This window comes from Ameyamaea chiangmaiensis, from assembly GCF_013376175.1.
Classification (GTDB): Bacteria; Pseudomonadota; Alphaproteobacteria; order Acetobacterales; family Acetobacteraceae; genus Ameyamaea; species Ameyamaea chiangmaiensis.
In genome coordinates this window covers 12,647-27,553 of the sequence record NZ_JABXXR010000011.1, presented here as the reverse complement: position 1 = coordinate 27,553, position 14,907 = coordinate 12,647, and the positions used below count along the sequence as shown (strand labels likewise).

The following is a 14,907-nucleotide window of genomic DNA, read 5'->3' as shown; positions in this document are numbered from 1 at the left end:
CTACGGCGCCGTTGTCTCACTATTCTCCGGAGATCCTGTTCCCCTGCCTCGATGGTTCGGGGGCGGGCAAGCCATCCTCGGCAAAAGGCGGTGCGTTGCCCCAATAACGCGCTCTGAATTGCAATGAACGCCGGCCGCGATGACGACTTCCGCTCAGCGGAAGTGGGCGCATATGTGATCAGCGAAGGCTCGCACCCTTGGCACCATGTCCGCTCGATTTGGAAACGTTAGATTGAGCCGTGTCGGGCGGAGACCTGCGTGCGGGAGGAGCGGTTCGGCGTTGCCGGTCATAACGGCATCCTGGCACAAGCCTTGCGGCAACAGAGCAACACCAAAGCCGTTCAACATCAGATCCCGGGCCATGGCATGGCTATCAACCTCGATCGCACCGGTAGGTAGGGAAACACCACCAAGCACATGCTTCTCCAAGTAGGCGCGTAAGATTGGTTGCGGGGAGATGAAATCCTCCACCTCGCTGATATTTTCCGGCCGCCCCTTTCGCTTCAGCCACGATGCGCTCGCATAGAAAGCCCATTCGATGTCGAGTAAGCGTCGTTCGATTGCAGTCTGGGCAGGGTTCGCGCCGACTCTGACCGCAATGTCGATGTTGTCCTCGACAAGGTCCATCACGGTATTTGTCGACATGATCTGGAAGCGGACTGCCCTGTGGGCCCGCGTGAAGCTGGTGATTGCGCTCGCCAGCAACGCGGTGGGGAAATCCGCCGGGACGGTCAGCCTGATCAGACCGCCCAGTACGCCATCTCCCGCTTGCAGGTCATCAAGCGCCCGGACGAGAACATCTACCGGACCCGACGCCTTGTCATAGAGGCGCTGTCCCTCGTCCGTTAGGGCAAAAGAACGGGTCGAGCGCTTGAGCAACCGAACCCCTAACGTTTCTTCGAGCGCCCTGACCTGAAGGCTCACCGTCGAACGCGGCGTGCCCGTGCGCCGGGCCGCTGCGGTAAACCCGCCAGCACGAACCACTTCTACAAAGGTCTGGATCGGATCAAGCTTCGTCATTGTCCAGAATAATAGATGATGATGGCAGAACTTGCCAGATAATCGTTCTTGCTCTGATGAGGTACCGTGGGTCCGGATCATAAGGAGACCACATCATGGACATCACCCCGCATCCCGCTGCGCCTGCAAGCGGCGTACTCTCCTCTCACGCAACCGCACGCTTCTCGGGTATCGATGCCGAAATCCTGCTCGGTGGTGAAGCAGCTCCCATGACCGTCATGGCGATGACGGTCCAACCGGATCAGGGCGCACCGGCGCACATTTCGTTTGAGGAGGATAAGGTCTTCTGCATCAGCGAAGGGCGGTTGCTGTTCCTGATCGGCGCGCAGAAGATTGAGGTAAAGGCGGGAGATCGGCTCTTCGTTGCGAAGGGCGTCACCCATGGCTTTTCCGCGATGGGAGGCGTGGCGCGCGTGATGTTGGTATCGACACCCGCACGCCATGACCGCTTTTTCCAGGCCATGGATGCTCTGCCGGTTCCGCATGACCTCAACGACGTCCAGTCCGTCTGCGAAACATTTGGCCAGGCCATTGTTGGCCCGGTTGTGACCTCGTAGAGTCTACTGTCACAGGGAATGGAAGGTGACGCCCGGCGTCATCCTTCCATTCCCTGTGACATGGTCAGGTGCCTTCAGCCGACCATTGGCCTGCCATCACCTTGCGGATCGCGTCGATGGTCCGTTCTTCAACGTCTCGTGGCAAATCATGACCCATGCCCTCGATGGGCAGGTAGACCGCGTTCGGTATGGAGCGCGCCGTGTCCTGACCGCAGGCGGGCGGGATCAATGGATCATCGACGCCGTGGATGACGAGTGTCGGGACCGTGATGTTTGCGAGGCGTGCTCGCCGGTCTCCAGCCACCGCCATGGCAGCGATCTGCCGCGCAGTGCCTCCCGGATCGTAGCTACGCCTTACTTCATCAAGGAGAATGGCGCGATGGGCCTCTTCATCGAAGGGATAACCCGTCCCGGCGATTCTGCGCGCGAACGCGAGGCGCACCGCGAGAAAGCCTTCCGGATCGATCATAGGATCAGGCGCGGGGCGCATCATCATCGCCATGACATCGGGTGCCGCCTGCGGCAGGACCGGATTGCCGGTGCTCGACATGATCGACGTCAGCGAAAGGACCCGATCCGCATGTTCGCTCGCGAGAACCTGCGCGATCATTCCCCCCATTGAGCGCCCGACGACATGGGCCTTGGCAATCCCGAGCGTATCAAGCAGGCCGATCGCATCCGCTGCCATGTCGTCAAGCGTATACGGCACATCAGGTCTGCGCCCGGCCATCAGGGCAGTTGCGAGCGCGCCGAAATCCGGCGCGGGCGAAGCGCTGAAATGCGTCGAGTGGCCCGCATCGCGGTTGTCGAAACGGATCACGCGATAGCCTCGTGCAGCCAGCCCCGTACAGAAAGGCTCGGACCAGCGGATCATCTGCGTTCCAAGCCCCGAAATCAGCAGTACCGATTCCGCATCGGCATGGCCGAAACTGTCCCACGCGAGCTCGATGCCATTGGCCTTTGCAATATTCATGGCCTCGCTCCTGCGACGGGTAGCGCCATTTCGGACAATGGCAGAAGTCGAGAATCCATCACCGCTGCTGTGCGGTGACCAAGTCCAGCGAGATAGCCCTTATGGCTGGCGAAGGAGAGGAAGGACGCAGCACTGGCCTGCCTGATCATCATCGCCAGATCCCAATGTTCATCGGCCGGGCCGATCAGGAAGGGACCGCCATGGCCGAAAAAGAGGAGATCGCCACCGGTTTCTCGTAAGAAGGGCAGCGTGTGCTCGACATAGAGATTGAAAGCCTCAGCACCGCTGATCGGCCTGGCAGGTGCCAGCTCAGGGTGGCCAGAATAATCGGCGACAGCCCTGAAGCGCAGCAGGTTGAGCATCACGACGGGGCCGGCAAGATCGCGCTGAACGAACGTGCGGCCGGCTTCCTGTGTCGGTTTCAGGTAGGAAATGGGGTCGGTTCTGGTCATCGGTGTTCCGTTGAATGGCGGGTTAAGCGCTTTGGTTCTCGCCAGCGCCGAAGGCGAGACGCAGCGCATAGGTGCGGATGTCTTCAGGCCACGCAGCGATCCTTTGTTCCAATGAGGACCGGTCGTCGGCGAAGAGGGCCCGGGTCGCGTCTTCGTAACCGGGCAGATCTCCCGCAATGGCCTGCATGAACTGGTACGCGGCGTCTTGAGCGGCTCGCCTCTGCTGGCGCGGGTTCGCCGCTTTGCGCGCCTCGTCCACGAGACGCCTCAGCGTCGAGGACGCTCCGCCGGGCTGGTCCGTCAGCCATTCCCACTGCCGGGGCAGCAAGGTCACCTCGCGGGCGACGACGCCCAACTTCGGCCGGCCTCGGGTTTTCTGGCTCGGGGCTTCGTCCGATCCCTGCAGGGCCGACACCGCATCTATTTTGGGGCGATAGCGCCCAGCATAGGTCGTCGGGGGCTGGGAAATCCGTTCAAGAATGTCGGCGTCACTGCCACGCAGATCGAGATCGACAATGCGACCCGTTGCGTCGTCGAAAACGAGAACCATGTCCGCCACGCCGGTCGATTGCCGAACGGCCAGGGCCACGTCAGGAAGGGGGCCTGAGAGGAGCAATCGATCCCGGACAAATGCCGTGCAGGTCTTGAGAGTAGGATCGGACATGGGGTGCTCACTTATGGATCGCCAGATTAATACCCGGATAAAATTTATTGTCAATTACGCCCGGGTAGAAATATGCACTTTCCGTCGATCGTCCGTGGCCCAGATGCTCATTCAGTCTCCCGATCAAGCATGGAATGGGAATGGTCTGACGAGGGGATATGCCACAAGAAAACCCGCCGATGTGTACGCCATAGCCCGAAAGGACCGCACGGCGCTTCAAGGGGACTTCCAGTATCGACATCTATCGCCCTCAATCGCGTCAGCGAGAAAGGAGAAATAGATGACTCGAATCGAACACCTGAAAATTCGCCGGACAATCCGACGCCAACAACTGCGCGAGATGGTTCCGCTTGCCGACAGCACCATCTATGAGATGGAGCAACGTGGCGAATTCCCGCGACGGTTTGCCCTATCTCCGCGCTGTATCGTCTGGGACTTGGCGGAGGTGGAAGCCTGGCTGATGGCGCGGCGGGCCGCTCCAATCCGCCGCGCAAAACATCCCGACGTATCAAAACGGAAGTCGCGTCCGATCAAAGAGCGGGATCAAGCGCGACCAGCGACATAGCCGGCGGCAAGAGAGTGGGGACATGCTTCCGGCCATCAATCCACGCGTCGATCATGTCCGCCCACTCCTGCATCATATGACGACGCTGAACTTCGTACTCCGCTTTGTTGTAGACGCCGCGCGACGATCGGCCGTCTTCATGCGCTAAGCATTTCTCGATCCAATCACGGTTGAAGCCCAACTCATTCAGCAGGGTCGATCCAGTCCGCCGCAGATCGTGAACCGTGAATGGTTCGAGCGGCAGCCCATCCTGTTTGGCCTGCTCCACAACCGAATAGGTGACACGGTTGAACGTCGCACGGGACATTGGAGCATCGGCGTCGTACCGCGAAGGCAGTAAATAACGTGAGTTACCGGCGCACGTCTTGAGCGCGATCATGATATCCAGTGTTTGGCGACACAGATAGACGTTATGCGCCTTCGACCGCTTCATTCGCTCCTTGGGAATCGTCCAAACGGCGTTCTCGAAGTCAACTTCATCCCATACCGCGTCCTGCAGCTCGCTCTTGCGCACCATCGTCAACAAGAAAAGCCGCATCCCGAGACGGATCGTCGGTAGTGTGGCAACCTTTTCAAGCTCTTTCAGCATTACTCGAATTTCGGCGGGCGACAGAGCTCGATCTTTTGGCGTGAAAGTCGCGATCGATGCCGGTCCGACGTCATCGGCCGGGTTGGCCACCTTCTCGCCATGCAGGATCGCGAAGCCGTAAATCTGCTTCAGTATGTCCCGGACATGGATCGCCGTCGCCGGAGCGCCGCGATCGACGATCTTTCCGCATTGGGCGCGAAGGTCATCTGGCGTGATCTCCGTCAGTAGGCGGTTGCGCCAAATCGGCAATAGCTCACGTTCAAAGATAGAACGACGCATCGCGCGGGTGCTGTCGGCCATGGGCGCGTTCACCAGCCATTTCTCGCCGAACTCACCGAAGCTCTTCGCCTCCTTGATACGACGCTTTTCGCGCTGCTTCTCAATGGCTGGCGATCGGCCCTCGCTGATCGTTCGCTTGGCATCCAGACAGAGCTCCCGGGCTCGCGCCAACGAGATTCCATCTCGCCCGTATTTGCCCAGGTAGACCGTCTCGCGTCGTCCATTGAGCCGATAGTCCAGCCTGAACGAGAGCGCGCCAGATGGCGCGACGCGCACATACATGCCGTCACGGTCCGTCACCTTGTACATTTTCTCTTTGGGTTTCAGCGCTTTGATCGCTGCATCCGTCAACATGCTATGCCACCTCCAAAAAAGTACCGTCGCGCGGTTTTGGGGCGCTCTCGCCGGAAAAGTCTGCGTATTGTCAGCAGCTTAGCGTTAAAAAAGTACCGTCAGGAGCCTCATCTCCCTTGACGGTACTTTCAAATTTCGTCGTGATCAATATGGCCGAGGCCCGTCAGCGGGGCCGACGGCCGCGATCTCTGCCCACCGATAGGCATCGATAGATGTCGACAGGAATATTTATTTTTATCAGTGAGTTAGATCGTACGTTAGCGTGGTTTTGGATATGCCCGGATGGGCAAAAATCATTCCCACTCGATCGTCCCCGGCGGCTTGGACGTGATGTCGTAGGTTACCCGGTTGATCCCCCGCACCTCATTGACGATACGGCTCGCCACGCGATTGAGGAAGGCCATGTCGAACGGATAGAACTCGGCCGTCATGCCATCGGTACTGGTGACCGCGCGCAGGGCGCACGCCTGATCGTATGTGCGGCCATCACCCATGACGCCGACAGTCCGGACCGGCAACAGAACCGCGAACGCCTGCCAGATGGCGTCGTAAAGACCGGCGCGCCGGATTTCCTCCAGATAGATCGTGTCGACCTTGCGCAGAAGTGCCAACTTGTCGCGGTCGATCGCGCCCGGGATACGGATCGCCAGACCCGGCCCCGGGAACGGATGACGCCCAACGATGCTCTCGGGGATGTCGAGTTCCCGCCCGAGATCGCGCACCTCGTCCTTGAACAGCTCGCGCAGCGGCTCGACAAGCTTCATGTTCATGCGCTCAGGCAGACCGCCGACATTGTGGTGCGACTTGATGGTGACCGAGGGGCCACCGGTGAAGCTGACGCTCTCGATCACGTCGGGGTACAGAGTACCCTGTGCCAGGAAATCGGCACCGCCGATCTTGGCGGCCTCCTGTTCGAACACCTCGATAAACAGACGGCCGATCGTCTTGCGCTTGATCTCTGGATCCGTGACATCCTTCAGCGCATCCAGGAACAGGTCGGACGCATCGCGGTGGATCAGGCGAATGTTGAAACGGCCGCGGAAGGTGCTGACCACCTCTTCGGCTTCGCCCGCGCGCAGCATGCCGTGGTCGACGAAGATGCAGGTCAGCTGATCGCCGATCGCCTCGTGGATCAGCACGGCTGCCACTGACGAGTCGACTCCACCGGACAGACCACAGATCACGCGTCCCGTGCCAACCTGCTCGCGGATCTTCGCGATCTCGAGGTCGCGGAATCCGGCCATGGTCCAGTTGCCCTTGCAGCCAGCCACGTCATGCGTGAAGTTGCGGATCAGGCTCGCCCCGTGCGGCGTGTGAACCACCTCCGGGTGGAACTGGACGCCATATAGGCGCCGTCCCTCGTCGGCGATGATTGCAAACGGTGCGCCCTCGCTGACCGCAACCGCACGAAAGCCGGGTGGCAGGCTCGTCACCCGGTCGCCATGGCTCATCCACACCTGCTCCCGGTTGCCACGCGCCCAAGTGCCTCGGAACAGTGCGCAGTCCTCGGTGATGTCGATATGCGCGCGGCCGAATTCGCGGTGTTCGTGCGTCTCGACCTTTCCGCCCAGAACGCGGCACATTGCCTGCTGACCGTAGCAGATGCCAAGGACAGGAACACCCAGTGCGAACACCGCGTCGGGGATAGCGGGCGCGTTCTCGTCGTGAACACTGGCGGGGCTGCCGGACAGAATGATCCCACGCGGGGCGAAGGCGCGGATACGTTCGTCTGTCGCCGTAAACGGCCAGATCTCGCAGTACACCCCGCTTTCGCGTACCCGGCGGGCGATCAACTGCGTGACCTGACTGCCGAAATCCAGGATCAGGACACGATCGTCATGCAGCACGTGGTCGAGGGTTGCGTTCTCAGTCATGGTCCGTCTTTCTGCTGGCTATTCGGCGACCGTTTCCCGGGGCGCGACCGGGCATAAAAAACCGGGTATAAGCTGTTCCACCGACGCCGTCACCCTACCCCGTGCACCGTGAGACGCGATCATGAGCCTATCGTCCCCCTCCCTCCCCAGGCGTCGATTAACAGGGGCCGGGTCTGCGCTTGTCCTGGGAATGCTCACCGCCGCGGTCGGCCACGCGGCGCCACCGGTCGATGCAGCACGCGAACCCTTCGGGGACTGGGTCGGCACACTGAAGACGGATGCGGGTACTTGTCCGGACCAGATCAGCTCGACCCTTCAGGTGTCACGCACAAGCGTCGTCTTCACGCCCGGAGACAGCGCGCTGGTCCTCCGGGGCGCACACCACCCGGACGGGTCGGTTCACGCGGAACTCGTCCTGCCGGACCGCAATCACAAACCGCTGCCCATGGTCTTCGAAGGGCACCCCGACGGGGCATCCTTCGCCGGTGTTTTCGGCACACCCACTTGCCGGGCACACGTGACCCTGACCCGCCCTGCGCCCTGACGTCAGGGCGCGCCACGGCCGCCTTGCGCGGGATTGCCCGCCCGTCATCGCACCGTCATTTTCTGGGTTGCCAGACCAAATCGCCTCGGCTAGAAACCGCCCCACGACGCACCCGTAGCTCAATTGGATAGAGCACCAGACTACGAATCTGGGGGTTAGAGGTTCGAGTCCTTTCGGGTGCGCCATTTCACAGTCTGGACTACCGCTGCGTAAGCCGCCCGTCCATGCTCTGCCCGGCCCATGCGTTGCATGAGTCCGCGATGCACCCGTAGCTCAATTGGATAGAGCACCAGACTACGAATCTGGGGGTTAGAGGTTCGAGTCCTTTCGGGTGCGCCATCTTTCATCAGGATTAGACGCTCAGGGCGCGAATCCGGGACGCGCGGCGACTCCGACCAGCCGCAGCCGAATTTCGATAAAATGCCTCAATTGATAATGATTATCATTATTATATAATCGACCGGTGCTCGGCACGCATCATGGCGCCCCCTCGTCTTCTCGCCCGGACGCCAGTGCCGACCCTGATCGCCACCGCGTGGGCCGCAAGCCCTGCCCTCGCGCAGTCGGCGCCGCCGACCGAAGCGGCTTCGGAAACCCGCCGCGCACCGACATCCTTCACGGCGTCGGGCGCACGTGGGACGACTGGCGCCACCCAGACCGCGACGTTCGCGCCAGCACCAATATCCGCTTCTACCGCCAGCAGGCGCAGACGGCAGAGAGGGGAACTTCGATTTCCTGTTCATGGCCGACGGCCTATCGATCAGTGAAAAATCCATCCCCCATTATCTTAACCGTTTCGAACCGCTGACCATCCTCTCGGCGCTCGCCGGCTCAACGGAGCATATCGGGCGGTATGCCGGATTACCGATGCGCAAGGTGATGCCCACAGGGAAAGGACAGCTTTTGAGAAAATTGCCTGTCCAAGACATCAGACACGAGATCACCGCCGCCGGTGCCCGATGGCATGAGACTGCCGAGCGGGCAGATGTGCCGTCCCGCGACGTGCGAGACATCGACGCCATGCCGCTTGTGATCGGGGCGCCTCCTTCCTCCCGCACGATCGGACAGGTCTTCAGCACGGCGATCGTGCTCGGCTGCCGTCTGAGGTCCAACAGCCCCACTGGGTGTTCCGCTCGCTGTTTCGATTAACAACTGTGATAGGTCGGCGATATGTCCCCTATGGAGTGCCTCGCGCGGGCGCGCTAACTGGTGAGTCAATCGTCAGCGATTTATGAGCATCGATCGCCGATCACCCGACCTGTTCTCGGGTTTTCCGAAGCACACATCCGAACATCTTCGGCAATTATACTCTTTTCCAAAAATACACCGTGGATGCGGACAACCCCTGCTCCCGGGCAAATAATGACGTCTCAACGGCTCTTATCAGATAGTTTTAAATAAGCCATAAAAAGGCGCGTTGCCGCCCGAAACTCGAACCTATTACAATTAATTTCTGTTAAAATATATCTTTTATTTATTTACCGAAAATAAAGACTTTAGGATCCGTAATATCGTCATATGGCAGGCCGCCTCGCACTCGCACTGGTCGTCGTCATCAACAGGCTGGCTACCGGCCGGAACATATGGGGGCAACGTGCTGCGTGATTCTTCTGGCGCTCGCGGGCCACAAGGCGTCTGCCGCAACGCCGCTTCCGCCCCCGCTGAACCATCAGACAATACCTTCGTATCGCCCCGCCGCGCCCGTCGGCCATGCGCAGGCACCAAAGAGCGCTCTGAAACAGAATGCTGAGACCGTGCAGGTCACCGGCCTGTCCCAAGGTGCGCGGCGCGCGAAAGAGCTGCAGAAAACGCCGGCGTCCACATCCCTTCTCACGGCGCAAACGCTCGAACGGCTCGGCGTGCAGAACACCAGACAGTTCGCACGTCTGACGCCGAACCTGTATGTGCCGAACAATATGCCGGGATATTTGGTCAACAACTATTTTATTCGCGGTATCGGCGAAATCGATACACAGGGTGAGCCGTCCGTGGGCACCTATCTGGACGGGGTCTTCCGCACCATTTCGCACCGTTCTGATGGCGCCAGAACACCGCTTTCAGTTATTCCTCATATAAAGGAATAACTTACAAGGTTTGACTGGACCTCGCCTGAACCACTGACGTTTCCGTTTGCCTCTGTGAACAATTAGGATTAGTTCCAATTTGGATGGAATAATTTTCCAACCTTTCCGTAGACCAGAAGGCCGCCGACAGACAGGATATTGTTCAGTTCATGACCTGGTATCAAGCACTACGCCCCCTTGGTCAGTGGGCAGTTTTCTATAAGGATCATACCATGCGCTTCTCTTCGCCTCGCGTTGCCCTTATTGCAGCTTCCATCGCGGCCCTGCCTGCCGTCGCCTCGGCTCAGACAGTGACGGACACGGCCCAGGTCCAGTCCGGCACCTATGCCATTGAGCCGGGCCATACGCAGGTTGGCTTCTCCCTGCTACATTTCGGCTTCACATACTACAGCGGCCTCTTCTCCAATGTTTCCGGCACACTGGAACTGAATGCCAAGACGCCGTCCGCTTCGAAATTGTCCGTGACGATCCCCGTCGCCTCCGTGCAGACAACCAGCGAAAAACTGACCGAAGAACTCAAGAGCGACCAGTGGTTCGATGCTGGAAAGTTCCCGAATGCGACCTTCATTTCTACTGAGGTCAAGCGCGTCGGCAAGACAGATGCCCTCGTGACGGGTAATCTAACCCTGCATGGCGTCACGAAGCCCGAGACGCTGAAGGTGCATTTTGTCGGCGCCGGTATCAACCCGATGGACAAGAACTACACGACCGGCTTCGACGCCACTGCGACAATCAAGCGCAGCGACTTCGGCGTGAAGATGTACGTGCCCTATGTCGGTGACGACGTGACGCTGCACATTGCCGGTGCCTTCGAAAAGCAGAACTGAGATCATGACAACAGTCCCGATGCCGATTGATGGAACATCGCGATACGGGGTGGTGGCGATCATACTGCACTGGCTGATTGCCGCCGGTGTCCTGCTCCTGATCGGCATGGGGCTGGCCATGGATCACGCTTCCCTTGATCCGATGCGCATGTTCCAGCTGTATCAGTTACATAAATCCATCGGGATCTCGGTCCTGTTACTGGTCTGCCTGCGAGTGGGATGGCGACTGACCCATGCGGCACCCGCGCTTCCGGCAGGTATGCCGGTCGCGGAACGTCGGGCGGCCCATCTGGCTCATCTGGCCCTTTATGGATTGCAGATCGTCCTGCCGCTCAGCGGCTGGGCCATGGTTTCCGCGTCTGTGCTCGGTATTCCAACCGTGCTGTTCGGCATGGTGCCATGGCCGGACCTTCCGGTTCTCGCAACGCTTCAGGACAAGGCTCCCGTCGAAGCCGCCCTGAAAGGGTTTCACCATTGGGCCGCCTGGACGCTGGCCGCTCTGATCGTCCTGCATGTCGCCGCCGTATTGCGACATGCCCTTATTCTCAGGGATTCAGTGCCTGGGCGTATGTTGCCCTGGGCGGTCGGATCGTCCCAGCGCAAGCAGCCAGAGGATTTTCACAATGCCATCCATTAAAATGATCACCGCTCTGCCGCTGGCGGCGGGCCTTTCTCTGCCCCTGTCTGCCATGGCCGCAGACTGGACGCTTGATCCGGCGCACAGCACGCTGGCGTTTTCCGGCAAGCAGACCGGAACGCCGTTCAGCGGTCATTTCGGAACATTCAACGGCACTATTTCTTTCGATCCGGCGCATCCCGAGGCTGGGCATGCCCATGTGACGCTCGCCATGGCAAGTGCCGTCACGGGCGATCCGCAACGTGATGGTGCTTTACCGGGAAAAGACTGGTTCAATGTTGCGGGTTTCCCCTCCGCGGTGTTTGACGCACAGAGCTTTCGTACCACGGGAGGGAATGCCTACGAGGCAGTCGGCACCCTGACGATACGTGGGATCAGCAAACCGGTCACCTTGCCCTTCACCCTCGACATCAATGGTACCACAGCGCATGCGAAAGGGCATGTTGATCTCGTGCGCTCCGACTTTGGGGTCGGACAGGGCCCTTGGGCGAGCGGGCAGTGGGTCGCACTGAACGTTGGCGTCGACATCGACGTCACGGCGCAGCGGAAACCCTGATCAACACTGACAGTGAATGGTCCGTGAAAGGTTACGGCCTTCCATCAGAAGATGGTTGGCCTCGAAGAATTCGGCGGGGAACGGAGTGACGGTGCGCCTCGGTGTCGGCGGTAAGTCCCTGCTCGAACTTCGGCAGGACAGACATGGGCGACAATGCCCCCCTCGGGAAGCAGGATTGTTCCACGCGGCATTCCTGCTGCCGTCCCGCTCCGCGCTGGCATGCTGCATTATCGACCGCGTGTTTGTAAACGAGGGAATTTACGAAACCGCTGCGACATGCCCTTCATCATCCGGCGCGGCTCTGGATGAAGGCGCCGGGCTGGGGTTCAGCCCTCCACGCCATAAAGAAAAAATTACCAGCCTTCGTCCCATTCTGCCCGACTTCGGAAATAATCCGACAAGAAATCGGACAAAGCCCGGACCTTTGCGGCGAGATGCCGCGCGGGTGGGTAAAGGGCGTGTATTCCCAGCACTGGCGGCTCAAAGTTGTGCAGCAGGGGTGTCAGCTTACCTTCCCGTATTTTCGGGCCTGCAATGAAGCTGGGTAGACAGGCTATTCCCAGGCCCCGTTCAGCCGCTGTCAGGCAGGCTTCCCCGTTGGAGAAGGCGATGCGCCCGGTTACCGGAACCTGAATATCCTGTCCTGATGACGCATCATGGAAAGACCAACTGTGGGGCGTACGAAAATTGGTGTCGATGATGCATGTATGCTGCGACAGTTCTTCCGGACGCTGCGGTGCACCACGGGCCATGATGTAAGTTGGGGCGGCGACGGTGACGATCCGGGCATCGCACAGCCTGCGGACAATCAGGCTGCTGTCGGACAGACGCCCGATACGGACGGCGACATCAAAGCCCTCCTCAACCAGGTCCGCCAGCCGGTCCGAAAAACTGACATCGAGGCTGATGGCGGGATATTGCTCCGCAAAGGCCAGCAGCGCCGGCACCAGTTGGACGGCGCCGAACGACATCGGGGCCGTGATCCGCAGTCGGCCCGAGGGTGCGCCCGATGTCTGGCGGATGGATGCATCGAGCGCGTCGCGCTCCTCAAGCAAAATCCTGACACGCTCATAATAGACCTGGCCGATCTCAGTAGGGGAAAGGGCGCGGGTAGTCCGCTTGATCAGTTGCACGCCCAGATCGGCTTCAAGGCGGGACAGCATCTTGGACGCCTGGCCGCTGCTGACCCCCATCCGCCCGGATGCCGCGACAAAGCTGCCTGTTTCCAGAACGGCGACAAACAGGCGGTCAAGGCTCAGACGATCCAAATCACAGGTCCTCAGGAGGCAGACGAACCCGGAAGCAGAAGGGACTGTGTGAAGTCCTGCGCCCGCCTCACTCCCGAAGCCGTCAGAGTATGACCGACACCGGGCAGAATGTCACATGTAACGGTCATGCCGATCGTCGTCAGGGTCTGTGCTGCTCTTTGAGATTCCTGCACCGGCATGATGGGGTCTGCGTCGCCATGGATCAGCAGAATACGTGTTCCCGTGGACGGAGCATAGACGGGGGGCGAGGCAAGCCGCCCGGAAAAGGCAACCACGCCGGCCACGGGCCAACGGCCGGAGACCACGGCATCCAGCGCCATGATCGACCCTTGGGAAAAGCCCACAAGCACGACCCGGTCCAGCCTGTTTTCAAAGCCGGCCTCAGAGACGCAGGACTGGAGTGTGTCGTCAAAAGCCTTCTGCGCAGCGACGATCCGTTCCGGCCGGTTGGTCTCCGTCACGTCCTTGATGCTGAACCATTGTCGCCCGTCTGGCGCAAGGTCGAACGTGAACGGCGCATCCGGAGCGGCAAGAGCGATCGTGGGGAGATCCACCCCCCATTGTGCCAGTAACGGCGCAAAACTGGCACCCCGACTGCCGACACCATGCAGAAAGATGACCAGGCCGGCACTCATGCTACTGCTCCCGACGGGCGGGGTGTTGGAGGAAGGTATGACGCCCATGCGAGGTCGGGCCCGAGGGGCACGATGCCGTTGGGGTTCAGCGCCTTGATCGAATAATAGCCGCGCTTGATATGATCAAGATTGACGGTTTCCGCAACACCCCTGACCCCGAGAACCCGCTCCAGATAGCGGCTCAGATTCGGATAATCCGCAATGCGTCGGCGGTTGCACTTGAACAGCCCATGGTAGGCAGCATCGAAACGGACCAGCGTCACGAAAAGGCGGATATCACTTTCCGTCAACTGCTCCCCAACCAGCCATGAGGCGCCGCTGGACAGCCGTTCTTCCAGCCTGTCGAGCATATCAAAAACACCTGCGAAGGCTTCCTCATAGGCCAACTGTGTTGTCGCAAACCCGGTGCGATAAACGCCGTTGTTGAGCTGCGCATACAGCCCGTCGTTCAGGATATCGATTTCACCGCGTAGGGCTTCGGGATAGAGGTCGTGGTTCGACGACGCCAGCGTACCAAACCCGGAATTGAACATCCGCACGATATCGGCGGACTCATTGTTCACGATCGTCTGCTTTTCTGTGTCCCAGAGAACCGGAACCGTGGCACGACCGGTATAGTGGGAATCAGCACGGGTGTAGAGTTCGTGCATCCATGTCACACCATTGAGCGTATCGATGTCCGCGCCGGGATAATCGCCAAAGCGCCAGCCCTGATCGGTAAGAGTGGGCTCAACGACCGATACCGATACAACATCCTCGAGGCCTTTCAGGCTACGAGCCATGAGCGTGCGCGACGCCCAGGGGCAGATCAGGGCAACATAGAGATGATAGCGGCCTTTTATGGCTGCAAAACCACCGTCTCCCGTAGGCCCGGGGCTTCCGTCAGGAGTGACCCAGTTCCGGAAGGAAGACATCTGGCGGACAAACCCACCCTTTGAGTCCTTGGCTTGAACGGGCTGCCAGTTCTCAACCCATTGTCCATCAACCAGCATCAGACGCTCCTATGTCCCACGGTGTCGTTGTGACCTT

17 protein-coding genes and 2 tRNA genes are annotated in these 14,907 nt (G+C 59.9%); 10 read left to right on the top strand and 9 right to left on the bottom strand.

Features of this window, described 5'->3' with window-relative positions; all coding sequences use genetic code 11:
* Window positions 1–153 precede the first annotated feature (153 nt).
* A complete protein-coding gene (locus HUK82_RS03110) occupies window positions 154–1,101 on the bottom strand; it encodes a LysR family transcriptional regulator (protein WP_176612554.1) in 948 nt (315 codons plus the stop codon).
* Between the two features lie 14 nt (window positions 1,102–1,115).
* Here HUK82_RS03110 and HUK82_RS03105 point away from each other — a divergent pair, with 14 nt between their 5' ends.
* Window positions 1,116–1,577: a cupin domain-containing protein gene (locus HUK82_RS03105; protein ID WP_048877102.1), complete on the top strand. Its 462-nt coding sequence runs from the start codon at window positions 1,116–1,118 to the stop codon at window positions 1,575–1,577.
* A 64-nt stretch (window positions 1,578–1,641) separates the two neighbouring features.
* Here HUK82_RS03105 and HUK82_RS03100 read toward each other — a convergent pair whose 3' ends face one another.
* The 3 genes from HUK82_RS03100 to HUK82_RS03090 are packed head-to-tail and all read right to left on the bottom strand — an operon-like array spanning window position 1,642 to window position 3,666.
* Complete coding sequence (locus tag HUK82_RS03100) at window positions 1,642–2,550, bottom strand: alpha/beta fold hydrolase (RefSeq protein WP_176612553.1); 909 nt, start codon at window positions 2,548–2,550, stop codon at window positions 1,642–1,644.
* Complete coding sequence (locus tag HUK82_RS03095; protein WP_048877104.1) at window positions 2,547–3,002, bottom strand: hypothetical protein; 456 nt, start codon at window positions 3,000–3,002, stop codon at window positions 2,547–2,549. The genes HUK82_RS03100 and HUK82_RS03095 overlap by 4 nt, the downstream gene beginning before the upstream one ends.
* A 22-nt stretch (window positions 3,003–3,024) precedes the next feature.
* The gene (locus tag HUK82_RS03090; RefSeq protein WP_176612552.1) at window positions 3,025–3,666 is read right to left on the bottom strand and encodes a DUF2239 family protein; all 642 of its coding nucleotides are present in this window, start codon (window positions 3,664–3,666) and stop codon (window positions 3,025–3,027) included.
* Between the two features lie 280 nt (window positions 3,667–3,946).
* Between HUK82_RS03090 and HUK82_RS03085 the strand changes: the two genes are divergently transcribed.
* Window positions 3,947–4,231, top strand: a complete 285-nt coding sequence (locus tag HUK82_RS03085) for a helix-turn-helix transcriptional regulator (RefSeq protein WP_048877107.1) — start codon at window positions 3,947–3,949, stop codon at window positions 4,229–4,231.
* On the opposite strand, the gene HUK82_RS03080 is transcribed toward HUK82_RS03085, so the two are convergent.
* Together HUK82_RS03080 and guaA are read right to left on the bottom strand one after the other, a co-directional pair.
* Complete coding sequence (locus tag HUK82_RS03080; RefSeq protein ID WP_048877108.1) at window positions 4,197–5,453, bottom strand: tyrosine-type recombinase/integrase; 1,257 nt, start codon at window positions 5,451–5,453, stop codon at window positions 4,197–4,199. The genes HUK82_RS03085 and HUK82_RS03080 overlap by 35 nt on opposite strands.
* Window positions 5,454–5,746: 293 nt before the next feature.
* Window positions 5,747–7,327 carry a glutamine-hydrolyzing GMP synthase gene (gene guaA, locus HUK82_RS03075; protein ID WP_176612551.1) on the bottom strand — a complete coding sequence of 527 codons (1,581 nt, stop codon included), beginning with the start codon at window positions 7,325–7,327 and terminating at the stop codon, window positions 5,747–5,749.
* Between the two features lie 190 nt (window positions 7,328–7,517).
* Between guaA and HUK82_RS03070 the strand changes: the two genes are divergently transcribed.
* The 8 genes from HUK82_RS03070 (at window position 7,518) to HUK82_RS03035 (ending at window position 11,975) form a co-directional block, all read left to right on the top strand.
* On the top strand, window positions 7,518–7,871 hold the full coding sequence (locus HUK82_RS03070; RefSeq protein WP_176612550.1) for a hypothetical protein: 354 nt from the start codon (window positions 7,518–7,520) through the stop codon (window positions 7,869–7,871).
* 108 nt (window positions 7,872–7,979) lie between these two features.
* Window positions 7,980–8,056: transfer RNA gene (locus HUK82_RS03065), tRNA-Arg, on the top strand.
* 77 nt (window positions 8,057–8,133) lie between these two features.
* A tRNA-Arg gene (locus tag HUK82_RS03060) sits at window positions 8,134–8,210 on the top strand.
* A 402-nt stretch (window positions 8,211–8,612) separates the two neighbouring features.
* On the top strand, window positions 8,613–9,020 hold the full coding sequence (locus HUK82_RS17655) for a hypothetical protein (protein ID WP_246495713.1): 408 nt from the start codon (window positions 8,613–8,615) through the stop codon (window positions 9,018–9,020).
* A gap of 452 nt (window positions 9,021–9,472) precedes the next feature.
* Entirely contained in the window at window positions 9,473–9,955 is a 483-nt protein-coding gene (locus tag HUK82_RS03050; RefSeq protein ID WP_264802078.1) for a TonB-dependent receptor plug domain-containing protein, read from the top strand.
* Window positions 9,956–10,167: 212 nt separating this feature from the next.
* Entirely contained in the window at window positions 10,168–10,782 is a 615-nt protein-coding gene (locus HUK82_RS03045) for a YceI family protein (RefSeq protein ID WP_176612548.1), read from the top strand.
* A 4-nt stretch (window positions 10,783–10,786) separates the two neighbouring features.
* Window positions 10,787–11,419, top strand: a complete 633-nt coding sequence (locus HUK82_RS03040) for a cytochrome b (protein ID WP_176612547.1) — start codon at window positions 10,787–10,789, stop codon at window positions 11,417–11,419.
* Window positions 11,406–11,975: a YceI family protein gene (locus HUK82_RS03035; protein ID WP_176612546.1), complete on the top strand. Its 570-nt coding sequence runs from the start codon at window positions 11,406–11,408 to the stop codon at window positions 11,973–11,975. The genes HUK82_RS03040 and HUK82_RS03035 overlap by 14 nt, the downstream gene beginning before the upstream one ends.
* Before the next feature lie 353 nt (window positions 11,976–12,328).
* Here the strand turns inward: HUK82_RS03035 and HUK82_RS03030 are convergent, their stop codons facing one another.
* From HUK82_RS03030 to HUK82_RS03020, 3 genes are read right to left on the bottom strand one after another with little or no spacing between them, the layout of a single operon-like run.
* Entirely contained in the window at window positions 12,329–13,243 is a 915-nt protein-coding gene (locus tag HUK82_RS03030) for a LysR family transcriptional regulator (protein WP_176612545.1), read from the bottom strand.
* A gap of 11 nt (window positions 13,244–13,254) precedes the next feature.
* The gene (locus HUK82_RS03025) at window positions 13,255–13,878 is read right to left on the bottom strand and encodes an alpha/beta hydrolase (RefSeq protein ID WP_176612544.1); all 624 of its coding nucleotides are present in this window, start codon (window positions 13,876–13,878) and stop codon (window positions 13,255–13,257) included.
* The gene (locus HUK82_RS03020; RefSeq protein WP_176612543.1) at window positions 13,875–14,870 is read right to left on the bottom strand and encodes a glutathione S-transferase family protein; all 996 of its coding nucleotides are present in this window, start codon (window positions 14,868–14,870) and stop codon (window positions 13,875–13,877) included. The genes HUK82_RS03025 and HUK82_RS03020 overlap by 4 nt, the downstream gene beginning before the upstream one ends.
* Between the last annotated feature and the right edge of the window lie 37 nt (window positions 14,871–14,907).